Origin of the sequence: Flaviramulus aquimarinus (genome assembly GCF_039543205.1) — a bacterium.
Taxonomy (GTDB): Bacteria; Bacteroidota; Bacteroidia; order Flavobacteriales; family Flavobacteriaceae; genus Flaviramulus_B; species Flaviramulus_B aquimarinus.
Genome location: NZ_BAABJH010000001.1, coordinates 1790269 through 1814741 on the forward strand (window position 1 = coordinate 1790269; position 24473 = coordinate 1814741).

Genomic DNA, 24473 nt, shown 5'->3' on the forward strand with positions numbered 1-24473 from the left:
ACACTATAGATACAGTAAAAGGGGATGTAGCTCAGTTGGCTAGAGCGCTTGACTGGCAGTCAAGAGGTCGTCGGTTCGAATCCGATCTTCTCCACTAAATAATAGAAAGACTTTCAGGAAAATTGGAAGTCTTTTTTGTTTTTATTACTGCAGATATAAAATACTTTTAATGGAATTTCCGTAATTATATTAACTAATTGGTTTATTGATAAATAAAATTAATTTATACAATTTCAAAATCTATAAAAAACAGTTAAGATTCTAAGTCAGAATTTTTAATTTACATCTAAAATAGGTTTAATTAGATAGAATTATTTATTCATATTAAAAACATGTTTAATACCTTAGTCCAATTCAATTCAAGTAGCAGATAAAAACTTCATGCCAGAATTAATAACTAAAAACGACCTAAAAGCACTTTCGGAAAAATTGAAGGGCGAACTCTTTTATGATGCGTTACACAAAAGTATTTATGCTACAGACGCTTCGGTTTACCGAATGATTCCTTTGGCTGTTGCGTATCCTAAGAACAAGAGTGATATTAAAAAGCTGATAGATTTTGCTAAAAACTATGGCATAACACTTATTCCTAGAGCAGCAGGCACCTCTTTAGCTGGACAATGTGTTGGAGAAGGTATTGTTGTTGATGTATCTAAGCATTTTACTAAAATTATAGAATTCAATGAAGATCAAAAAACAGTAGTTATAGAACCTGGTATTATAAGAGATGAATTGAATCATTTTCTAAAGCCTTTTGGTTTGTTTTTTTCTCCCAATACATCAACCAGTAACCGTTGTATGCTAGGTGGGATGGTTGGTAATAATTCTTCAGGGTCTACATCCATTAAGTATGGTGTAACACGAGATAAAGTCATAGAAATAAAAACGATATTGTCTGATGGATCGGAAGCTGTATTTAATTCACTTTCTATTGAAGCGTTTAAAGCAAAGCAATTAAGTAACGGCGTTGAAGGTGTTATTTATAATATCCTTTTTGAAGAATTAACAAACCCAAAAATTCAATCTGAAATACATCAAGCCTTCCCAAAAGCATCTATCCATAGACGGAATACTGGATATGCTGTTGATACTTTTTTAGATAAAGGTTCGTCTAATGGATTATCTGAAGATATAAATATTGCAAAACTACTTTGCGGCAGTGAGGGAACCTTGGCTTTTACAACAGCTATAACATTACAATTAGATGTATTGCCACCAAAAGAAGAATTGTTTGTAATAGCGCACTTTAATAGTGTTCAAGAAAGTTTAGAGGCCACTTTAATAGCCATGGAGCATAATCTTTATTCTTGTGAGTTATTGGATAAAACCATTTTAGATTGCACGAAAAACAATAGGGAGCAAGAAAAAAATAGGTTTTTTATTGATGGCGACCCACAAGCTATTTTAATGCTGGAAATTAGAGATGTGTCCTTAGAAAAAGTGGAGGTTTTGGCTAACAGTTTAATTCAAGATTTAAAAGAGCACCATTTAGGTTATGCCTTTCCAAAACTATATGATCAAGATATAACAAAAGGTATTGAATTACGAAAAGCAGGTCTTGGGCTATTAGGAAACATTGTTGGCGATGCTAAAGCTGTAGCCTGTATTGAAGACACTGCAGTAGATTTAAAAGATTTACCCAATTACATTTCCGAATTCACAAATATGATGGACCGTTATGGGCAAAAGGCCGTTTATTATGCGCATGCTGGAGCGGGCGAAATACATTTAAGGCCCATATTAAATTTAAAGGAAAATAAAGACGTAGCGCTCTTTAGGGAAATCACTACCGAAACAGCAAAACTTGTTAAAAAATATAAAGGCTCATTTAGCGGAGAACATGGTGATGGTATTGTTCGTGGTGAATTTTTACCACTTATGATTGGAGAAAAAAACTATGCCTTGTTAAAGCGTATAAAGCATGCTTTTGATCCTGATAATGTATTTAATAAAGGTAAAATTGTTGACGCCTATCCCATGGATAAGTCGTTACGCTATGCCATTGACAGAAAAGAACCAGATATTAAAACACTCATGGATTTTTCTGATTCAAAGGGATTATTACGAGCCGCTGAAAAATGCAATGGTTCTGGCGATTGCCGAAAATTATCGTCTTCAGGAGGAACCATGTGCCCGAGTTACCGCGCTACTCGAAATGAAAAAGATACCACACGTGCTAGGGCTAATACTTTAAGAGAATTTTTGACTAATTCGAATAAGGATAATAAATTCAATCATGCTGAACTAAAAGACGTTTTCGATTTGTGTTTAAGTTGTAAAGCTTGTGCAAGTGAATGCCCAAGTAATGTAGATGTCGCAAGTTTTAAATCTGAGTTTTTATACCAATATCAAAAAGAAAATCCACCATCATTAAGAACCAAAATGTTGGCAAATAATGTAAAATATAATAAAATAGCAAGCCTTTTTCCTCATGTAACCAATACATTATTAAAGACGCTTTTAGCAAAAAACGTATTGGGCATTGCTAAAAAAAGAAGCCTTCCTAAACTTGCTTCTAAAACATTTAGAGCATGGCACAGTGCTAACCGTTATAAATTCCAAACCACATCATTGTATAAGGGAGAACTCTATTTGTTTGTAGATGAGTTTACTAATTATTATGATGTTCAAATTGGGATAGACACTTTTGAATTGCTAAATCAACTGGGATATAAAGTACACATTATTGACCATGAAGAGAGTGGAAGGAGCCACCTCTCAAAAGGTTTTCTTGATGAAGCTAAAATAATTGCCAATACAAACATTTCAATTTTTGCATCTCTAATTTCTAAAAACACACCACTAATTGGTATTGAACCTTCAGCTATTTTATCATTTAGAGATGAATATTTACGTTTGGCAGAATCCAAAGATGTAGCAAAAAAAATTGCTGAACACACTTTTACTATTGAAGAGTTTCTAAAGAATGCCATATTAAAAGGAGATATTCATTCTAGTCAATTTACTAGTCAACCATCAATTATTAAAATACATGGACATTGTCATCAAAAAGCATTAAGTAGCACGGAGCCTACTTTTTTTATGTTGAATTTACCTGAAAACTTTGCTGTTAGTGTCATCAATTCAGGTTGTTGCGGTATGGCAGGTTCGTTTGGTTATGAGAAAGAACATTATGATGTGAGTATGCAAGTAGGAGAGGACAGTTTATTTCCAAAGATAAGAACTATGGAAGCTTCTGTAATTATTGCTGCATCAGGCACGAGTTGTCGCCATCAGGTTTTTGATGGCACTAAGCGTATTGCACAGCATCCAGTTAGTGTTTTAAAAAAGGCATTGATTTAACTATTATTCAGTTTACTATCAATAAAATCAATAATTTTAGTCTTCGCAAATTCTAAATGTTCTGGTATACTTTTACTATTCCATGGATGTGAAGCTCCAAAAACATGGTTGGCGCCTTCAATTATCTCTAGCCTACTATTAGAATTCCATTGATGGAGTTGATATGCTTCTTCAACGAGAACACTGGTGTCTGCATGACCATGTAAAATCAAATATGGTATTTTTAAGTTTGAAACGGCTCGTTTAATTGTTAACCTATTTTCATTAGCCATAAAATCTTCATAGAATTGGTAATAATGAGGCATCTGCTGTTTTGTTCTGCCATTTAAAACATATTTAACACCATCTTTTTTCCATTGTTCTAAATCTCCTGTTGTGGATGATCTTTTTCCAAAATCGCAAACTCCGGCTAAGCTAATTACTTTTTTAACACGATTATCTTCTTCAGCTTTTATAGTTACAATACCACCAGCTCTACTATGGCCAATGAGTGAAATGTTATTACTATTTGCTTCTTTTTTTAATTCAGAATTTGAATCCATCCAATCCATTACAGATTGCAAATCATCTAATTCCTTAGTGTAGTTATTATTGCCAAAAGCTTCTAAATCTGGAAAATCAATCGGCTGTTCAACGTTTCCGCCGTTATGTGAAAAATTAAATTTTATGAAATAGAAGCCAGCTTTGGCAAATGATTTTGCCATGATATTCCATGCACCCCAGTCCTTAAAACCTTTATAGCCATGACAAAAAATGATAATGGGTTTTGACTGATTGTTTTCAATATAAAAAACATCAGTTAGTATGGGTTTGCTATGTTGCCCTTTAATTATTATATTTTTAGAAACAGTCATTTTTTAAAGTTCTTTTTCGATGAAATCCTCCTTTGGATTACAAATTTCGAGAATAAGGTTTTTTAATTCTACACTAAACATATCCATGGTTTCTTGAGTTATTAATGTATGTTTCTTTGCATAACTACCGGGTTTATCTTTTTTGGCAAATTTTAAAAACCCAGCCCCTAAATTTTTAAAAGATATAATACCGGCTTCGACAGGTAGTTTTATTTCTTTTGAAAGCTGCATCATATAAGCATAGCTTAGAATTTGAAAACTTTTACTATACTTTTTATAATCTTTAGTAAGGTCTTCCCAATTTAAAATTTCAACCTGATTTTGTTGAACGTTACCTGTTTTGTAATCGATAATACGAATCATGCCATTACATTCATCCACCCTATCCACTTTACCTTTAATTTTAACAGGGAAGTCAAGCTCAGGAATATGAATAGAAATGGCATTATCTGCTTCTATGGCTATAATTTTTATCTCATTGCCATCTCTTATAGTTTTTAGTTCTAAATTCAAAAAATTGGAAACGTAGCGTTTTGCAATTTCAAAAATAATTAGGTTTTTGCCTTTGGTTATATCGCCCTCTTTATATTCATTTTTAAAATGAAACGTTACTCTTTCTTCGATATTAGATTTTAAATTATTAAGAATTTCAACGGTTAAAAACTGACCAGTTAAAGGCTTATAAAAATCCTCAAGCGTATTATGCACTACGGTACCTAAGGTATTTGCAGCAACGGTTTCTTCTACATCATCGTGATCTTTAATTTTTAATATTTTCTGATAATAAAAATCAATGGGATTTCTTATATAGTTGGTTAATGAGGATGGCGAAAAACCTTCTTGAGCCACCTTTATGAGTTGTTTTTGTAAAGCTTCTGTTTTTTTAACAACATTTAAAATAGGTTCGATAATCGGTGCTTGAGGTGCTATAATTTGATGATTTAGATGATGGATGCCTTCTAATTCCAGTTGTGTAATAAATCGGCTTTTTTCACCACCTGTTAATACATCTGCCTCTGTATTATATATTATAAAAATATTTTTAGCTCGTTGTAAAAGTCTATAGAAATGATAGGTATAAACAGCGTCTTTCTCTTTATAAGTAGGTAGGTTGTTTTCAATTTTAACATCAAAAGGGATAAAAGAATTATTGCTTTTTCCAGCAGGAAGCACGCCTTCATTTACTGAAGAAATAATAATGGTCTCAAAATCTAAAACACGAGATTCTAACATACCCATAACTTGTAAGCCTTCTAGGGGCTCGCCTTGAAAATCTAAATTTTCCGTACTTAATAATTCTTTATATACACCATGGAGCGTTGAAATATCTTTTATGTGATGGTACTCTGAATTTAATCGGTTAAGCTCATTAAACAATTCGTTAAAGCGGAATATATATTCCAATGAAAGTAAATTTGAAGCTTTCTCTATGTCTAAATAATTTTTAATAGCTAATATAAGCTTTGAGCAATTGCCTAATGCTGTTTTAACAGATGTTTCCCAGCTTGAAAACAACAAATCAATAACATCGCCTGCTTTGTCGGCAATATCTCTTAAACGGTCTTTATTTAAGTAAACATGATTATTATTATTAATGGTTTCGATGAGTTTAGATGCGTAATCTATGTTTTCGATATAAAGTAAAGGCCTTATAAATTGATGTGATATAATGTTTATAACATCTTTATAGTAAAAGGCGTTCGAAGGTGTTTTGTGTAAATGAAAAAGGGCTTCAAAAAGCGATGCCAGTGGGATAGACTTTAGCGGAAACCCCATAGTGATGTTTAAGGCATTAATACTTAAAGGGATTGAATTAAGTACGGGAACCAACAAGTCTTCATCGCCTAAAATAACTGCCGTGTTTTGCAATGATTGGTTGTCTTTTTGTAGTGTGTTTAAAAGCGACCCGATGTATTTGGCTTGTCCAATATTTTTTGGAACACCAAATACGGATATGTTTTTTTCTTTTGAATAATGTGATGTAATCCATTTAAAGGGATTGTTTTTAAAGTATTTCCAATGGGCTTTATGCTGTCTGGTAAACCATGCAGCATCATGTTTTTCGTTATCTAAGAAAACCTTATCAATATCCCAATAGATTTTTGCTAAGTTGTTTTGAAGTAATTCTTGTATAATGGTTTCTTCGGAAGTGTTTAAGGCATTAAACCCTAAAAACACATGTTGTTTTTTGGGATTACTTTGAATGTATGATTCTAAATTTTCAACGGCCTCTCTATAAATTAGACCTTGGTAGCCTATTTTTTTGTTTAAAAGCTGTTCAGTAAAATGTGTATAATAGTTATAGAGCTTATTCCAAAATGCTAAATAATTTTTAACAAAATCTGTTTTTTGCTCTTCTAAGGACCAATGATTTAAATCTTGAATGGCACTTAGGTAATTGAAAATGTTTTCTTGTGGAATAAGATATCGATCTATTTCATTAAAGTCTTGCAATAGTATTTGTGCCCATTTTGAGAAGGATTCAAATGAGTCAAGATTCTCTTTTTTTGTTAATTGCGCATAGGCATCATAAAATTCAAAAATGAGTTCTGTATTTGGTACAGGTTTTAACTGGGATAATTCTTGAACAAACTCTTCAATACTATTAATTTGAGGAGAAAAAACGGTTTGCTGTATAACTTTTGGAAGTTCATGCTTTAAAAACAACCCTGCTCTTTTACTCGGCAATATAAAGGTTACTTGAGAAAGATTTGTGTTGTTGTTTTGTAAATCTTTTAAAACATCAAAAATGAAAGTAGCCATGCCCTAAAAATAAAAAACGCTTCGGATATCCGAAGCGTTTTTTTAAACTTATTTATTTTTAAAATTATATTAGCTTATTTTGCTAAGTTAATTTCAACACGTCTGTTATTAGCTCTACCTTTTCTAGTCTTGTTAGAATCAATTGGTTTAGATTCTCCATATCCAAGAGCAGATAATCTGAAAGCATCAATTCCGTTAGTAACTAAATATTCTTTTACAGAGTTAGCTCTAGAATCAGATAATCTTTGGTTTAATTTTTCGCTACCAACGCTATCTGTATGACCTTCAATAGTAAATTTAGCCGTTGAGTATTCTTTAAGGATACCTATGATATCACCTAATACAGCTTCAGATTGTGATTTGATAGAAGATTTACCAGTATCAAATAAAATCGTTTTAGCATATTCATTAAGTGTTTTTTGAACTTCTTCAGTTACTTCAGGACAACCGTTGTTAGCAACAGTACCTTTAACGTCTGGACACTTATCATCTTTGTCTAAAACACCATCGCCATCAGTATCAGGCCAAGGGCAACCGTTGTTAGCAGCAGGACCTGCAGTGTTAGGACATTTATCATCAGCATCAGTTACACCATCACCATCAGCATCAGGACAACCAGCTAAAGCTTTTAAACCAGCAACTGTAGGACAGTTATCATCTTTATCAGCTATACCATCACCGTCAGTATCAGGACATCCATTAAGTTCAGCTAAACCAGCTTCGTTAGGACAGTCATCTTTACTGTCTTCAATACCATCACCGTCAGTATCAGGACATCCATTGAATTCCTCTAAACCAGCAACATCTGGACAAGCATCATCTTTATCGTATATGCCATCGCCATCAGTGTCAGTTCCACCAAACTTGATTGATACACCAGCAGTATGTTGGAAATGTGTTTGTAAATAATCTTCAAAAGCATGTTTGTATGCTGTTTGAACAGTTAAACCAATATTGTCACTAAACCAATAGTTGAAACCTAAAGTTCCGTTTAAAGTACCAGCTCCAATTTCATCAATCCAAGTGTATCCACCTCCTACGCCTACGAAAGGATCGAAAGTTTTATTTTCTCTAAAGTTATATTTAATAGTACCATCAACTCCGTAGTAAGACAAATCATCAACTTCATTAGTTTGTTCAGGAACGCCAGCTGCTAATCCAGGTACATCACCCCATTTACTAATTTTATTTAAAGATCCAGTTAATCCAAAAGAGAAACCATCGCTTAAATACTTAGATACAGAGATTGAAGATAAAGAAGGTAGAATATTCCAGTGATCTTCTACATTAAAGAATTCATCTCCAAAAGTATCACCAAATGAGGCATTATTTACAACGCCATCTCCAGAAGGATAAGCATCAACTGCATTTACCCCAATAGTAATTTGCCATGGGTTGTTTTGGTCTTGCGCATTAGCGTTGCTATAACCAAGTACAAGCAACATAGCGAACAATAATCTGCTAAGATTTTTCATATTCAAAAGTTTAATTTTTAAGTGTTAATCGTGAACAAAAGTAAGTTGTTAAATGTTATTAACAAAGACAAATATAAAAAAAAATAGAACATATTGGTAGTTGGTCGATAGTCTAGAATGAATTTAGATAATGTTTAACGCTTTTCCTACGCTGGTAAAAGCTGTTATAGCCTTGTCTAGATGTGCTTTTGTATGAGCTGCAGAGAGTTGTACCCGTATTCTTGCTTTTTCTTTTGGAACGACAGGAAAAAAGAAGCCAATAACATAAATACCCTCTTTTAATAACATATTTGCCATAGTTTGAGATAGTTTTGCATCATATAACATAACAGGTACGATTGCTGAATCGCCATCAATAATATCAAAACCTGCTTTTTTCATACCTTTTTTGAAATAATTAGTATTCCATTCTAAAGTATCTCTTAATTCTGTGTTACTGGTAAGCATATCAAAAACCTTTATTGATGCTCCTACAATTGCTGGCGCAAGTGAGTTTGAAAATAAGTAAGGTCTGGAACGTTGGCGTAGCATATCAATAATTTCCTTTTTTCCGGTAGTGTAGCCTCCCATAGCGCCGCCTAAAGCTTTGCCTAAAGTCCCAGTTATAATGTCAATTCTATCTAAAACACCTTTTTCTTCTAATGTTCCACGCCCTGTTTTACCTATAAACCCTGTAGCATGGCATTCATCTATCATTACTAGGGCATCATATTTGTCGGCTAAATTACAAATTTCATCTAATGGCGCTACTAATCCGTCCATAGAAAACACACCATCTGTAACTATAATTTTAAAACGTGCTCCATTTTCATTTGCAACAACAAGTTGTTTTTCTAAATCTACCATATCACTATTTTGGTAACGATAGCGTGCTGCTTTGCATAAACGTACCCCGTCTATTATTGAAGCATGATTTAATGAATCTGATATAATAGCATCTTCTTTTCCAAGTAAAGGTTCAAAAACACCACCATTGGCATCAAAAGCTGCAGCATATAATATAGTGTCTTCCGTTTTATAAAAATCGGCAATCTTTTCCTCTAGTTCTTTATGTATGTCTTGGGTGCCACAAATAAAACGAACCGAGCTCATGCCAAATCCATGGGTGTCCATAATATCTTTTGCCGCTTGAATAACATCTGGATGCGATGACAATCCTAAATAGTTATTAGCACAAAAGTTTAAAACAGTCTCTCCTGTGTTTAGAGTAATTTCTGCTCCTTGAGCTGAAGTTATAATACGCTCTTCTTTATAAAGACCGTTAATTTTTATGTCTTGAAGTTCTGCTTTTAGATGATTTTTCAGTTTTCCATACATATTTTTGCGTTTTATGCAAATTTAAATATCTTTAACTAAAATATCATCATTTATATAGATAAGAATTTTCTTTTTTATGTTTAATGTCATGGTTTCTAATACATCTTGGTATAATTGTAATTGCTGTTGGTGTTTTTTGTCTTCAGCTCCAGTTTTATAGTCTATAATTACAGTATTGTTTTCCGAAGTGATAACCACGCGGTCTGGTCTTAAAATAACACCATCTTTTGTAATAATATCACGTTCATTATATATGGTGTTATTTGAACTGTAATACGTTTTAAGTTTTGGGTGTTCAACAATTTTTAGTACCGTTGATTTTAATGCTGAAGCTTGTTCGTTATTAATTAATGATGCATTTATAAAATCACTAATCACAAAATCAATATCATCCTTTGTTTTGATGTGCGACATGATATTATGAATAAGATTACCTTTCTCTATAGCTTTCTGTTGATTGGTGTCCCATAGTAAACCAGATTTAGTAACGACTTTTATATTGTGTTTTTCTTTGGCTGTAGAAATAAACTGGTTTTGGATATGTGTTTCTCTTGAAGAAGATGTTCTTTTAGTCTCTATAGCTATAGGGTTTCCGAAGTGATATGTTAATTCTGAATCATTCCACAACCCCAAATGCTGCAAGTAATTGATAAGCAAACCAGAATATTTTTTACTATTAACCTCGCCTTTTGATGAAATATCTTTTTTTGAAATAATATATAACTGCTCAACAGCTCTAGTTAAGGTTACATATAATAAATTAATATTGTCTAATTCCTGTTCAGATTGATGTTTGTTATATATGTTTTTGCCTTCATTTCCATAGTGTTCAAAATCCTTATTATAGTTTAGAAGTGCATGCGAAAAACCATTGTATTTTTCTTTGTTTAAAGGGAACCATTCTTTGGGTTCTAATTCTCTATAAATATCTAGATCGGCATAAGGAAATATAACTACGGGGAATTCCAAACCTTTAGATTTATGAATGGTCATGATTTGAACGGCATTTTGGCCTTTAGGAGATATAATACTTAGACTTTCTTTTTTCTTTTCAAAATAGTCTAAAAAGCCAGAAATATTAGAGCCTTTCTTTTTTGAAAAATCTAGAACAATATCTAAATAAAATTGAATATAGGCGTTTGATGATTTCACTAAATCAAAGCATCTAACTATAGTTTCTGCCAAATCATAAAGCGGAAGTTGTAATAACATGGTATTTGATACGGATATATTAAAAACCTCAAAACTTTTGAATAGTTCCGATGTGGGTAAGCTTATATGATTCGTAAAAAAATCATGCTTATCCTTAATATTGAATAGCGTGGCTAAAAAATTTAAAACCTTGATTTTTAGTTCGTTGTTTTTTGGTTGGATTAAAAGTCCCAATAAGTCATTTATAAAAACAACTTCTGGCGAATTATTAATAAGTAAGGTTTCTGATGAAATAATAGGAATGTAATTTTGACTCAAATAATTAGCTACTGCAATACCTTCCTTTTTCTTTCTTACTAAAACACAAATATCTTTTAATGCAAAACCGTTTTTTAAGCTTTTACGAATTGTTTTTAAAACTTCACTTGGAAAAATATCATCTCTATCATCGTCTTTTTCAAAATCTAAAAAGGATAACTCGACATAGCCTTCATCTTTTTTAGTAATATCTTGATGGGCATTTTCGTAAAGGGTTTTATATTCATCATTTTTAAAAACTTGGGTTGCTAAAAACTTAAAGAAACCATTATTAAAATGGATTATTTCTTTAAAGCTTCTAAAATTTGAAGGAAGATTTTTAATGTGTTTTTTTATGTAAAACGGATTGTCTTTATTAAACAATCCAATAAACTGTTCTGCTTTGCCGCCACGCCATCTGTAAATGGCTTGTTTTGCATCGCCCACCAACATAGTGCTTCCTGTTTTTGTGGAAAGTGAATTTTCTAACAACGGAATTAAATTTTGCCATTGCATAACTGAAGTGTCTTGAAATTCATCAATAAAATAATGATTGAACTTTTCTCCAATTCGCTCATAAATAAAGGGTGTTGGTTGATTTCTTATTTCTTTACTGATAATAGCATTGAATTCTGAAATCAGCATTTTATTTTGGTCTTCTTTCAAAAAAGAAAGCTCTTTATTAATGGCATTTAAAACAGAAAGTGGTGTAATGTTTTTATAAACCCCTTTTAAAAATTTAAGATGAAAAATAGCCTGTTTGGTTTCCATAAAAGCAGAAGCTATTTGAGGTTGGATTTGTTCAATAATGCCAGCAATAGCATCAGTAACACGTTTTGGATACAAGGTTTTGGTTTCAATATCCTCTTGCCATTTGGCTTCTAAATTGACATTAAAAATTTTGTCAGCTAATTTTTTAAAATGTTTAGGCAAATAACCTCCAGAAAAGTCGTTAAACTCCAAACCAGCTTCTTGAATTAAAGTTAAAATAGTTTGTGCTTTTTGAACAATATTCATTTCTAAAACGGAAAACTCTTTTTTTAGCTGTGTTTTAAGTGTTTTAAAATCGTCTAAAGTTTTGTCTTTTAGTGTTTCAATAAAAGGAATGTCATTTTCGTTTACTAAAAGTTTGGCGATTTTATTAAAATCAAAAGCCACATCCCAACTTTTATCATCATCGGCTTTTTCAATAGCAAAATCTACTAAAACCTTGGTAAGTTCTTTGTCAATTCCAGCTTTTGAAATCAGACTATCAACAGCTTCATTTAAAAGTACATCTTGGTCTAATTCGACTTCAAAATTTAAAGGCAATTTTAAATCGTAAGCAAAAGTTCTGATTAATTTATGTGTAAAACCATCAATAGTTGAAATATCAAAGGCAGCATAATTATGTATAATGGAGTTTAGTGTTTTTTTGGATTTTTGGTGAAGTGATTTAGGTTTTATTTCAAGCTCATTGCAAATGGTTTTAAACATACTATCTGGAGCTTCTAAAATAGCTTTATCTGAAAACGTTTTGAGTGTTTCAATGATACGCTCTTTCATTTCGGCAACAGCTTTATTAGTAAACGTTATGGCAAGTATGCGTTTAAACTGTTCAGGATTTTTAGAACGAAACAAAATCTTTAAATACTCTTTTACGAGTGTATAGGTTTTCCCACTACCTGCAGAGGCGTTATAAATAGTAAAAGCATGGTTGGTTTGCATGTCGTAGAATTTGTTTACAAGATAAAAACTATCAATGAGTTCATAACAATTTATTATTTTTAATTGACCTGTTTTATCCGTAAATTTGAATGAAAATAAATACTAATAATATAAAACAAAAAATTATGGCTTTCGAATTACCGAAATTAGGATATGCTTATGATGCTCTAGAACCTCATATAGATGCTAGAACTATGGAAATACATTATTCAAAACATCATCAAGGATATACTAACAATTTAAATAATGCTATTGAAGGAACAGATTTAGAAGGAAAATCCATTGAAGATATTCTTTTAAATTTAGATATGGAAAATGCTGCTGTTAGAAATAATGGTGGTGGATTTTATAACCACTCATTATATTGGAGTGTTATGAATCCTGAAGATAGAGGATATTTGTCTGGCGATTTAAAAGAAGCTATCGAGGCAGCTTATGGATCTAAAGACGAATTTATTGCTGCTTTTTCTAAAGCTGCAGGAACACGTTTTGGATCAGGTTGGGCTTGGTTATGTGTTCATAAAGGTGGAAAGGTTGAAATTTGTTCAACACCAAATCAAGACAATCCGTTAATGCCAGGTGTTAGCTGTGGTGGTACTCCAATTTTAGGACTTGATGTTTGGGAACATGCATACTATTTAAACTATCAAAACCGTCGACCAGACTATATAAAGGCATTCTTTAATGTAATCAACTGGAATGAAATTGAAAAACGTTACGCAGAAGCGAAATAAAGCGTTTTATATTTTAAAATATTAAATCGTCTAGATCTTTTTTCTAGACGATTTTTTTATGCTTAACATTTAGAGAAAGAGGGAAAAGCATATAAAATGAAAAAGGTGAACAGTCGTTCACCTTTTTGCCCCAAATCTACCATAAACTTAACCTACTTATGTTATGGTGAAACAAATATATAATCGTAAAACAGATTGCTAAAATTTTTTAGTTAAACGGCTCATATATTGGCTTAAAAGGAATTGAGCTTATTTTTTAGAAAGAAAAAGGTTTGTCTGCGTAAAAATAAATCACGAAACTAAAAAGCATAAAAAAAGGCGAACAGATGTTCACCTTTTTTTGCCCCAAATCTACCATGAACTTAACCTACTTATGTTATGGTGAGACCAATTTATGTGTAATTTAGATATTCTGCTTATTTTTTAGACAAACAGCATTTTTATCGGATTAAATGTATTATTGTTAGATAAGCTAAAAAAAAATAACAATTTGACAATTAATAAGCACGTTCGTTATTGCCTTCATAAAAATTAATAAAGGCTCTATTTACAACTCTATTTCCTCCAACTGTTGGGTAGTTTCCTGTAAAATACCAATCGCCTAAATGCTTTGGACAGGCCTTGTGTAAATTCTCTACAGGCTGAAAAATAATTTTAACTTCAGCTTTAATCGATTCATCACTAAGTAGTTCTGAAATTTTATCAGAGATTTGTTCATTTGTAAACGGGTCATATATTTCCTTAACAAAATTTTGAACATTTTTATCGTCTAAATCCGTTTGCTCTATACATTTATTATAGACCTCTTTTACAATATGGTATTTATTCGCTTCTTTAAGCAATGCTAAAGCTGCTCTAAAGGCCACTAAACTTTCAAGTCTTGCCATATCAATACCATAACAATCCGGGTAACGAATTTGTGGTGCAGAAGACACTACAATAATTTTTTTAGGATTTAAACGATCCAGCATTTTTAAAATACTCATTTTTAAAGTTGTGCCTCGAACAATACTATCATCAATAATAACCAAGTTGTCAGTTGGTTTAATAACACCATAGGTAACATCGTAAACATGGGCTACTAAATCATCTCTACTGCTGTCTTCTGTTATAAACGTTCTAAGCTTTACATCTTTAATAGCTATTTTTTCAATTCTGGCACGTTCCGATAAAATTTCGGTAACCTTAGCGGCCGATAAAGAACGTTGCCCATTTAAAATAGCAGAAGTTTTTGTTTTATTAATAAAAGCTTCTGCCGTTTCTATCATTCCAAAAAAGGAGGTTTCGGCTGTATTAGGAATATATGAAAATACCGTGTTTTTGGTATCGTTATCAATTGCTTCAAGGACTTTAGGCATTAATAATTTACCAAGCATTTTACGTTCTTGATATATTTCGGCATCACTGCCTCGCGAAAAATAAATACGTTCAAAGGAGCAAGCTTTTCTTTCTAAAGGCTCTAGTATCTTTTTTATACCAACTTGTCCAGATTTTTTAGTAATAATAGCGTGTCCTGGTTCTAATTCTTTTACATCTTCAAACTTAACGTTAAAAACGGTTTGAATTACAGGGCGCTCTGATGCTACAACAACAATTTCATCATCTTGATAATAATATGCTGGGCGAATACCTGCGGGATCCCTCAAAACAAACGAATCACCATGACCAATAAGGCCTGCCATAGCATAACCGCCATCCCAATTTTTTGCAGCCCGCTTTAAAATTTTGGAAACTTTTAAACGTTTAGCAATACGTGGCGATGCTTGTTGTTTATTATAACCTTCTTTTTTTAAATCTTTATAGATCTTACTAACGGCGTCATCTAAAAAATGACCAATTTTTTCCATTATAGTAATGGTGTCTGTATACTCTTTTGGATGTTGCCCTAAATCAATAAGATTGCCAAATAATTCTTTAACATTGGTCATGTTAAAGTTTCCAGCCATAATTAGGTTTCTATGCATCCAATTGTTTTGCCTTAAAAAAGGATGTACACTTTCTACACTGTTTTTTCCAAAAGTACCGTAACGCACATGCCCTAATAAAACTTCACCGATGTATGGAATGTTTCTTTTTTGTGCTGCAACATCGTTTTTATATTCTGGGTTAGCTTCGAGTTCTTTATTAACTCTATCGTTAATTTGCCCAAAAATATCTTGAATGGGCTGCTGGGCAATAGAACGGACTCGGCTTATATAACGTTCACCAGGTTTAGTATCTAATTTTATACTTGCAAAACCAGCACCATCTTGACCGCGATTATGCTGTTTTTCCATCATTAAATACATTTTGTTTACACCATAAAATGCACTGCCATATTTTTCTTTATAAAACTCTAATGGTTTTAAAAGTCTAATCATGGCTATTCCACATTCGTGTTTTAAAGCATCACTCATATTATAAATATTTTCGCTTTATTCTTTAAAATTATTTTATAATCAAAAACGCACTCTATTTTAGAGCGCGTTGGTTTATGTTAATTCTATTTCAAATTGCGTTAGTTGCTTAAACTGAAGCAAGCGTTTATGTATTTCATCACTTGATAAATTTTGCATACGTTCAGTTCCAAATTTTTCGACACAAAAGGATGCCAATGTTGAACCGTATATGATAGCATTTTTCATATTTTCAAAAGAAACATCACCTGTTTTAGCAATATAGCCAGCAAATCCACCTGCAAAAGTATCTCCTGCTCCCGTGGGATCAAATACTTCTTCTAGTGGTAAGGCTGGTGCATAAAACACATGCTCATTATGAAATAATAATGCGCCGTGCTCTCCTTTTTTAATTACAACATACTTTGGTCCCATTTCATGTATTTTTCTAGCAGCAACAACTAAAGAGTATTCTCCTGTAAGTTGTCTGGCTTCTTCATCGTTTATGGTAATGACGTCTATACGTTTTATAACATTATGCAAATCATCTAAGGCGCAATCCATCCAAAAATTCATGGTATCTAAAATAACCAGTTTTGGCTTACTACTCATTTGATCTAAAACACTAGATTGGACGATAGGGTGTAAATTTCCTAACATAACCACTTCAGCATCTTTATAAACTTCGGGAACCACAGGATTAAAGTCTGCAAGTGTGTTTAATTCTGTTGCTAAAGTATCACGAGAATTCATATCGTTATGATAACGACCGCTCCAAAAGAACGTTTTGCCTTCTTTTACGATTTCTATTCCAGAAGTGTCAATATTTTTGTTAGATAATAAATCTAAGTACTCTTGTGGAAAATCACCACCAACAACCGATACTGCAACAGCATCAATATTAAAATGAGAAGCAGATAAACCTATATAAGTTGCAGCACCACCAAGGATTTTATCGGTTTTACCAAAAGGCGTTTCAATAGCATCAAAAGCTACGGTGCCAACAATTACTAGTTTACTCATAAAAAAAGCATGAAATTAAGCTGCAAATATAAGTCTTTTAAATACTAATTCAAGAATATTTTTTGATTGCTTTTATAGGATTGTATACAGGTTATTTTCTTCCAAAATCGGCAGGAATTTCACCCCAGGCTTTGGTTTCCCATTTAACAATTACGGTATTAAAAGTGTTGCTTTTTAACCAATCTATGGCTCTATCCACTAAATCAAAAACAGGTTTGTTGGTGTCGTTACGTTTAAGTTTAGTGTTACATGTTTTCTTTTTAACCCAACTTATAGCGGTTCTAGAATCGGTATAAAGAATACGATTGCTGTTATTCTTTTTAAGTATTGCTAACCCATGCACAAGTGCAAGAAACTCACCTATATTATTAGTGCCTTCTTCAAAAGGGCCTTGTATAAAGAGTTGTTTTTTGGTTTTTGTATCAACACCACGGTATTCCATTTTTCCTGGATTACCACTAGAGGCGGCATCAACTGAAATGGAATTGTAATTAGGTTGTCCTATTTTTTTAAGTTGAACTTCTGATAATTCACTTTTAAACTTAGTTGCTTTTCCAACGTAATCTTTATAGTTTCCTTTAAGCGCTTTTTTTGCAGCATCAAACGTTGAAAATGATTTGTATTGAGCACCTTGAAAATCTTTTATCTGAGCCTTGCAATCATCCCATGATTCAAAAACACCAGTATGATGCCCTTTCCAAACAGTATAATATTTCTTTTTTTTCTTTGACATTTTTGTAATCCCCTCAAAGGAAGGAATCTTTTGAATTTAGTTTGAAAAATCTAATTTTTTAACAAGCTCTCAATCACTTTAGGGAAGTGTTCCATTTCTAATTTATGAATTTTTGCAGCTACATCTTCGACCATGTCAGATGAATTTACGTTACATTTTGTCTGAAAAATAATATTTCCCTCATCATAATGTTCATTTACATAATGTATTGTTATACCTGTTTCGGTTTCATTATTTGCCACAATGGCTTCATGAACGTTCATGCCATACATACCTTTTCCACCATATTTTGGTAATAATGCTGGGTGTATGTTTATGACTTTGTTAGGAAATTCATTTAAAATATGTTCCGGAAGTTTCCATAAAAATCCTGCTAAAACAATTAAATCTGGGTTGGATGCTTTTAAAATATTAAGTACATCATTTGTTTTAGAAAACGCTATTCTATTGAAAGAAAGCGCACTAACTTTTAATTTTTTAGCACGGTCCAAAACTTTGGCATGGGGATTGTTACTGAGTACTTGAATAACAGACGCATTATCGCTGTTGTGAAAAAACTTAATTAGATTTTCAGCATTAGTACCACTTCCGGACGCAAAAATTACAATACGTTTCATTTTACAGACTATAGTGTTAATATTATTCAAACAAAAAAAAGAATAATTATTAACAATTAGAAGGTAAAATCTAAATACTTAAAAGTAATTTTAGTAAATTACAACCACATTTTTAAAGTAAAGATGTGTTTTAAAAATAAAGTTTTTTATTTTTGCCAACTAATTAAAACTTAAAATTAAAAGATTATGTCAGACATTGCATCAAGAGTAAAAGCCATTATCGTGGACAAATTAGGAGTAGATGAGAACGAAGTTGTAACAGAAGCGAGCTTCACAAACGATTTAGGAGCAGACTCTTTAGACACTGTAGAATTAATTATGGAATTCGAAAAAGAATTTGATATCCAAATTCCAGACGACCAAGCTGAAAACATTGCAACAGTAGGTCAAGCTATATCGTATATAGAAGCTGCTAAATAAGCATTAAATTTTATGGAACTAAAGCGAGTTGTAGTCACAGGATTAGGGGCTTTAACACCAATAGGCAATACCAAAGACGAATATTGGGATGGCTTAATAAGTGGTAAAAGTGGTGCTGCGCCTATAACATATTATGATACCGAAAAGTTTAAAACAAAATTCGCTTGCGAATTGAAAAACTTTACTGTTACCGATTTTATTGACAGGAAAGAATCTCGTAAAATGGATAAGTTTGCACAATACGCCATGGTGGCAGCAGATGAAGCTATTTTAGATTCTAAACTGGATTTAGAAACCGTTAACAAACTGCGTGTTGGTGTTATATGGGGAGCAGGTATTGGTGGATTAGAAACATTTCAGCAAGAAGTTTTAAACTTTGCTGATGGTGATGGTACACCAAGATTTAACCCATTCTTTATTCCTAAAATGATTGCTGATATTGCGCCAGGAAATATCTCTATAAAACATGGTTTTATGGGGCCAAATTACACAACGGTTTCTGCATGTGCATCTTCTGCTAATGCGATGTTCGATGCTTTAAACTCAATACGTTTAGGACATTGTGATGTTGTTGTTACAGGAGGTAGCGAAGCAGCAGTAACCATAGCAGGTATGGGCGGGTTTAATGCCATGCATGCACTATCTACTAGAAATGAAAGCCCAGAAACAGCATCTCGTCCATTCGATGGCACAAGAGATGGTTTTGTTTTAGGAGAAGGTGCAGGAGCACTAATTCTAGAAGAATATGAACATGCAAAAGCAAGAGGTGCAAAAATATATGCTGAGTTTATTGGAGGAGGTTTATCTTCTGATGCTTATCACATGACGGCACCACACCCAGATGGAATTGGTGTTATTGCAGTAATGAAGAATTGTTTAGAAAATGCAGGCCTAAAGCCGGAAGATGTAGACCATATTAATACACATGGTACATCTACACCTTTAGGAGATGTTGCAGAACTTAAAGCAATCTCAGAGATATTTGGAAGTCATGCTAAAAACATAAATATTAATTCAACAAAATCAATGACAGGACACCTCTTGGGTGCTGCTGGGGCTATAGAAGCTATTTCTGTTATATTGGCTATGGAGAACGGTATAGTACCGCCAACCATTAACCATTCAACAGTAGATGAAAACATTGATCCAGAGTTAAATTTAACCTTAAATAAGGCTCAAAAGCGCGACGTAAAAGTAGCCATGAGTAATACATTTGGATTTGGCGGTCACAACGCTTGTGTATTATTCAAGAAAATAGACTAAATCCCGAATGAATAGCATTCGTAACATACTAAATTCCCGTTTTAAACGCAACGGGAATTTTTTTATGGAATTAGCTAAGATACTTGGGTTTAAGCCTAAAAAACTAAAATACTACAAAAAAGCCTTTACACATCGTTCTATGAACATTAAGGATAGTAAAGGCAACCCTTTTAATTATGAACGATTAGAGTTTTTAGGAGATGCTATGTTAAGTTCAGTAATAGCGTCCCATTTATATCTTGAAGTACCGAGTGGCGATGAAGGGTATTTAACAAAAATGCGTTCCAAAATAGTCAGTAGAGAGCATTTAAATGAATTGGGGAAAGACTTAAAATTAATTGATTTAGTAGAAAGTAAGATTCCTCAAGGTCAGTTTGGAGATAATATCCATGGCAATTTATTTGAAGCTTTGATTGGTGCTATTTTTTTGGATAAAGGTTATAAATATGCTGAGAAGTTTATTTTTAAACGGGTTATCATTCCTTATGTAGATATTGAAACTTTAGAAGGTAAAGTCATTAGTTACAAAAGCTTACTTATTGAGTGGTGCCAAAAAGAAAAGAAAACTTTTGGTTATAATGTTTATGAAGATACTGGAAATGATGATGTTAGGCATTTTTCTGTAAAACTATCTATAGACGAAAAAATTGTATCAAAAGCCAGAGCTACTTCAAAGAAAAAAGCAGAAGAAAAAGCTTCAAAACGAGCTTTTTTTGTATTTCAGAGCAGGATGTCCAAGATGATTTAAGCCTTTTAAATTCAAACCAATCAACTACAACGTTTTAGTTGTATTTCTTATCAAGATTAATATAAACGTAATACAACTCAATATTATAAATACTATATTTACCAAGTTTAAATACAAGGTATGGCGGTTCACAAACTTATTCTTGACGATGCTTTTGATGAAGTTTTATACACTTTAATCGGAATACATTGCACGCTAGAAGATTATCGTTTAGCATACCTTTTAAATAAATATTTAGGTGTTACACTTGCTAGAAAAGTATTAGATTTAGACTATGATAACGGAAAGGCATCATATTCAATTTATGAATGGGAAGATGAAAAGCAGTTAGTAACATGGAGTTTAGTTTCAAACATAAGTAAAACCGAAACGCTTCAAACAATAGATTATAAGTCCTTATTCGACACACAACAAAATATTATAAAAACAAATTATTTATTGACAGAATATAAAACGGTAAATTATTTTTTAAAAATAGATAGCGCGTTTAGTTTTGGTAAAGAAAAATATATTTTAGATAGTATATTAACCATACCACAAATTGCAACCGCTTATAGTATAGATTCCAACCAATTAAAATCAAAAGACAATTTAATTTTTAACTAATGTCAGCAACAAAAAAAACCAAAATAGTAGCAACCCTAGGACCAGCTACAAGCACTAAAGACGTTTTAAAAGGTATGCTTGAGGAAGGTGTTAATGTATTTAGAATTAACTTTTCTCATGCCGACTATAAAGATGTAGAGGCGCGTATAAAGATGATACGCGAACTTAATGAAGAGTATAATTTTACAGCAGCTATTTTAGCCGATTTACAAGGTCCAAAATTGCGTGTAGGTGTTATGAAAGAAGAGGTTGTTGTAAATCCAGGTGATGAAATAATATTTGCAACAGGAGAGCGTTTTGAAGGCACAAAAGAGCGTGTTTACATGACCTACGATAGGTTTCCGCAAGATGCAAAACCAGGAGAGCGCATCCTTTTAGATGATGGAAAATTACTTTTTGAGGTTGTTTCAACTGACAAAAAACAAGAGGTAAAAGCAAAAGTTATTCAAGGTGGACCACTAAAATCTAAAAAAGGAGTAAACCTTCCAAATACAGATATTTCACAACCTGCTTTAACAGAAAAGGATATTGAAGATGCTATTTTTGCCATTAGTCAAGATGTAGATTGGATTGCCCTTTCTTTTGTGCGTCATGCTGAAGATTTAATGCAATTACGTGATTTAATAGCCAAGCATAGCGAACATAAAATTCCTATCATCGCAAAAATTGAAAAGCCAGAAGCTGTAGAAAATATAGATAAAATTGTTGCACATTGTGATGGTTTGATGGTGGCTCGTGGCGATTTAGGTGTAGAAGTACCAGCCGAAGAAGTGCCTCTTATTCAAAAACAATTGGTGCTACGTGCTAAAAAAGCTAGAATTCCGGTAATTATAGCGACACAAATGATGGAAACCATGATTTCTAGTTTAACACCAACAAGAGCCGAAGTTAACGATGTTGCAAACTCGGTTATGGATGGTGCTGATGCCGTAATGCTTTCTGGAGAAACATCTGTAGGTCAATATCCTGTTGAGGTGATTAGGCAAATGTCTGACATTTTAAAGAGTGTTGAAAACTCAAAATTAATCCAAGTTCCTCAACTACCACCACATATTCGTACCAACCGTTACATCACAAAATCTATATGTTTCCATGCTGCTAATATGGCAAACGAAATTAATGCCAAAGCCATTTCAACACTAACAAATAGTGGATATACAGCTTTTCAAATTTCTGCATGGAGACCATCTTGTCATATTTTAGTATTTACATCAAACAAGCGTATCTTAACGAGATTAAGTTTGTTATGGGGCGTTCGAGCGTTTTACTATGATAAATTTGTTAGTACAGATGAAACTATTGAAGATGTAAATGGCATAGCCTGTAAAATGGGTTATTTAGAAGTTGGCGATATGCTAATTAGTTTAGCAGCCATGCCAATTCAAGCCAAAGGAATGGTAAATACACTACGTGTTACAGAAATTGAAACTTGTAACTTTTAAAATTATTATAAATATATGGGCGTTACCACAATAGTCGCGCTTTCCTCTATATCTTTTAAATAGAAAAACTGCTTTTGGGCAGTTTTTCTATTTAAAAGGATGTCGTTTCAATCGCTAACGCACCTTTTTGCTAACTTTTGTTTCAAGTATTAAGCGTCATATTTATTTTGCTGGTAATAATTTAAAACATGTTTCGGAATTTCCATCTTTTGTGGTAACCCTTTATCTGGTATTGGATATTCAGCTACCTGTTTTAAGGGTACTAAACCAGCCCAAACATTTAAATTATAATCTTCTGGTTCGTCCCCAACACCAACATCTCTAATTTTTGCAGAAGCCGTTTCAATAGTCATTTCAACAACCATAGTTCTGTCTAACTCTTTTTTATGCATAGGCCTAATGCCATCCCAACGCCCAGTCATCATATGTTCCATAAAACAAGCAAGAGCATCTTCTTTTTCTTTAGGATCTTCAAGGTTTTTAATAGAACCAAATAAAGTAGCTGAACGATAATTTACCGAATGGTGTAAACCTGAGCGTGCTAAAACTAAAGCGTCTAAATGCATAACAGTCATACTCATTTGTTTTGCTTCCAATAATGCTAAAAGCATCCTGTTAGCTTGAGAGCCATGTAAGTAAATTTTATCTTCTTTTCTTCCATAAGCCATTGGTAGCGTAATGGCTCTATCTTGGTACATATAGCTTACATAAGCTATAAAACCAGCATCTAATATTGAATTGATTTTTTCAACATCATAGGTAGCTCTAATTTGCCCACGTTTTATTCTGTTTAGTTTTGATTTTGAATAGTCTTTCATTGTTATAATTCTTTAGCAAAAATTTGATTTGGGTAATTACTGTCTCCAACAAAATAATTAATGGTTCCAATATCTTTGAAGCCATTTTTTTTATAAAAATTAATCCCTCTTTTATTTTTATAATAAGCAGTTAGCCAGATGTCTTTGTATTTTAAATCCATTGCTTTTTGTAATACAATGTTTTGTAGTTTAGAACCTATTTTTAAACCAATAAAATCATTCAGAATATAAAGTCTTTCTAGTTTGCAAGAATTAACATCTAATTTTAATGGGTGTTTCATGTTCAAACAAAGTTTTGCAAAACCAATTGGTAATTCATCAGAAAAAACAATCCAAAATAAGACATCGTCATCATTCAGTTCTTCCTTTATTTTAGAAACCGAATGGTGTTGATTAAAAAAATCAAGTAAATGTTTTTTATTTTCTATATATTCTCCATGAGATTCTGAGTAGGTAATTCTTCCTAACAAAGCAATATAAGTTGCATCAGATGGAGTTGCTCTTCTTATTTCTATCATGATCTATCTATTTTCAGGAGAAGTATTTTTAAACATATCCGAATTTATTTTAGTCTCTTTTAAATCTTTTGGTTTAAAAATGCGTTTAATTGAAGCTGGATTTCTTTCAATTTCTCTTTGTGGTCTAATAGGACGTTCAACAAAATTTCCTGAACAACTCGGGCATACATTTTCAAACACATCGAGAGCACATGTTTTACAATACGTACATTCAAATGAGCATATCATAGCCTCAGTGGAAGTATTTGGTAAATCTTTATTACAGTGCTCGCAATTTGGTCTTATTTTTAGCATATTATTTATATGTA

The 24473-nt window shown here is 32.5% G+C and carries 19 protein-coding genes and 1 tRNA gene; 8 read left to right on the forward strand and 12 right to left on the reverse strand.

Annotation, left to right across the window (positions count from 1 at the left end):
- The first annotated feature begins 20 nt into the window (after positions 1–20).
- Positions 21–94: transfer RNA gene (locus tag ABD941_RS08200), tRNA-Ala, on the forward strand.
- A gap of 287 nt (positions 95–381) precedes the next feature.
- Positions 382–3303 (forward strand): FAD-binding and (Fe-S)-binding domain-containing protein, encoded by a 2922-nt coding sequence (locus ABD941_RS08205; protein WP_345273627.1) that lies wholly within the window; start codon positions 382–384, stop codon positions 3301–3303.
- On the opposite strand, the gene ABD941_RS08210 is transcribed toward ABD941_RS08205, so the two are convergent.
- The 5 genes from ABD941_RS08210 to ABD941_RS08230 all read right to left on the reverse strand — a co-directional run bounded on the left by ABD941_RS08210 (position 3300) and on the right by ABD941_RS08230 (position 12868).
- A complete protein-coding gene (locus tag ABD941_RS08210) occupies positions 3300–4157 on the reverse strand; it encodes an alpha/beta hydrolase family protein (protein ID WP_345273628.1) in 858 nt (285 codons plus the stop codon). The genes ABD941_RS08205 and ABD941_RS08210 overlap by 4 nt on opposite strands.
- Before the next feature lie 3 nt (positions 4158–4160).
- Positions 4161–6920 (reverse strand): PD-(D/E)XK nuclease family protein, encoded by a 2760-nt coding sequence (locus tag ABD941_RS08215; protein ID WP_345273629.1) that lies wholly within the window; start codon positions 6918–6920, stop codon positions 4161–4163.
- 74 nt (positions 6921–6994) lie between these two features.
- Positions 6995–8395, reverse strand: coding sequence for an OmpA family protein (locus tag ABD941_RS08220; protein WP_345273630.1), 1401 nt, complete (start codon positions 8393–8395; stop codon positions 6995–6997).
- Between the two features lie 123 nt (positions 8396–8518).
- Complete coding sequence (gene kbl, locus ABD941_RS08225; RefSeq protein WP_345273631.1) at positions 8519–9712, reverse strand: glycine C-acetyltransferase; 1194 nt, start codon at positions 9710–9712, stop codon at positions 8519–8521.
- A 21-nt stretch (positions 9713–9733) separates the two neighbouring features.
- Positions 9734–12868 carry a UvrD-helicase domain-containing protein gene (locus ABD941_RS08230; RefSeq protein WP_345273632.1) on the reverse strand — a complete coding sequence of 1045 codons (3135 nt, stop codon included), beginning with the start codon at positions 12866–12868 and terminating at the stop codon, positions 9734–9736.
- A 125-nt stretch (positions 12869–12993) separates the two neighbouring features.
- On the opposite strand from ABD941_RS08230, the gene ABD941_RS08235 reads away from it, so the two are divergent.
- The gene (locus ABD941_RS08235) at positions 12994–13602 is read left to right on the forward strand and encodes a superoxide dismutase (RefSeq protein ID WP_345273633.1); all 609 of its coding nucleotides are present in this window, start codon (positions 12994–12996) and stop codon (positions 13600–13602) included.
- 497 nt (positions 13603–14099) lie between these two features.
- Here ABD941_RS08235 and ABD941_RS08240 read toward each other — a convergent pair whose 3' ends face one another.
- The 4 genes from ABD941_RS08240 to purN form a co-directional block, all read right to left on the reverse strand.
- Positions 14100–15998, reverse strand: a complete 1899-nt coding sequence (locus ABD941_RS08240) for an amidophosphoribosyltransferase (RefSeq protein WP_345273634.1) — start codon at positions 15996–15998, stop codon at positions 14100–14102.
- A 75-nt stretch (positions 15999–16073) separates the two neighbouring features.
- Positions 16074–17000: a PfkB family carbohydrate kinase gene (locus ABD941_RS08245; protein WP_345273635.1), complete on the reverse strand. Its 927-nt coding sequence runs from the start codon at positions 16998–17000 to the stop codon at positions 16074–16076.
- Positions 17001–17091: 91 nt separating this feature from the next.
- The gene (locus ABD941_RS08250) at positions 17092–17733 is read right to left on the reverse strand and encodes a ribonuclease H1 domain-containing protein (RefSeq protein WP_345273636.1); all 642 of its coding nucleotides are present in this window, start codon (positions 17731–17733) and stop codon (positions 17092–17094) included.
- 50 nt (positions 17734–17783) lie between these two features.
- A complete protein-coding gene (purN, locus tag ABD941_RS08255) occupies positions 17784–18350 on the reverse strand; it encodes a phosphoribosylglycinamide formyltransferase (RefSeq protein ID WP_345273637.1) in 567 nt (188 codons plus the stop codon).
- Between the two features lie 186 nt (positions 18351–18536).
- On the opposite strand from purN, the gene ABD941_RS08260 reads away from it, so the two are divergent.
- The 5 genes from ABD941_RS08260 to pyk all read left to right on the forward strand — a co-directional run bounded on the left by ABD941_RS08260 (position 18537) and on the right by pyk (position 22829).
- Positions 18537–18770, forward strand: a complete 234-nt coding sequence (locus tag ABD941_RS08260; protein ID WP_007647141.1) for an acyl carrier protein — start codon at positions 18537–18539, stop codon at positions 18768–18770.
- Between the two features lie 12 nt (positions 18771–18782).
- On the forward strand, positions 18783–20033 hold the full coding sequence (gene fabF, locus ABD941_RS08265; protein WP_345273638.1) for a beta-ketoacyl-ACP synthase II: 1251 nt from the start codon (positions 18783–18785) through the stop codon (positions 20031–20033).
- A 7-nt stretch (positions 20034–20040) separates the two neighbouring features.
- Positions 20041–20781 carry a ribonuclease III gene (gene rnc, locus ABD941_RS08270; RefSeq protein ID WP_345273639.1) on the forward strand — a complete coding sequence of 247 codons (741 nt, stop codon included), beginning with the start codon at positions 20041–20043 and terminating at the stop codon, positions 20779–20781.
- 120 nt (positions 20782–20901) lie between these two features.
- Complete coding sequence (locus ABD941_RS08275; RefSeq protein ID WP_345273640.1) at positions 20902–21387, forward strand: IPExxxVDY family protein; 486 nt, start codon at positions 20902–20904, stop codon at positions 21385–21387.
- Positions 21387–22829, forward strand: a complete 1443-nt coding sequence (pyk, locus tag ABD941_RS08280) for a pyruvate kinase (RefSeq protein WP_345273641.1) — start codon at positions 21387–21389, stop codon at positions 22827–22829. Before ABD941_RS08275 ends, pyk begins: the two co-directional genes overlap by 1 nt.
- 149 nt (positions 22830–22978) lie before the next feature.
- On the opposite strand, the gene ABD941_RS08285 is transcribed toward pyk, so the two are convergent.
- Genes ABD941_RS08285 through ABD941_RS08295 form a run of 3 tightly spaced genes read right to left on the reverse strand, consistent with a single transcriptional unit; the run spans position 22979 to position 24459 of the window.
- Positions 22979–23647, reverse strand: coding sequence for a pyridoxamine 5'-phosphate oxidase family protein (locus tag ABD941_RS08285; RefSeq protein ID WP_345273642.1), 669 nt, complete (start codon positions 23645–23647; stop codon positions 22979–22981).
- Between the two features lie 2 nt (positions 23648–23649).
- Positions 23650–24165 (reverse strand): GNAT family N-acetyltransferase, encoded by a 516-nt coding sequence (locus tag ABD941_RS08290; protein WP_345273643.1) that lies wholly within the window; start codon positions 24163–24165, stop codon positions 23650–23652.
- 3 nt (positions 24166–24168) lie between these two features.
- A complete protein-coding gene (locus tag ABD941_RS08295; protein WP_345273644.1) occupies positions 24169–24459 on the reverse strand; it encodes a DUF1272 domain-containing protein in 291 nt (96 codons plus the stop codon).
- Positions 24460–24473 lie beyond the last annotated feature (14 nt).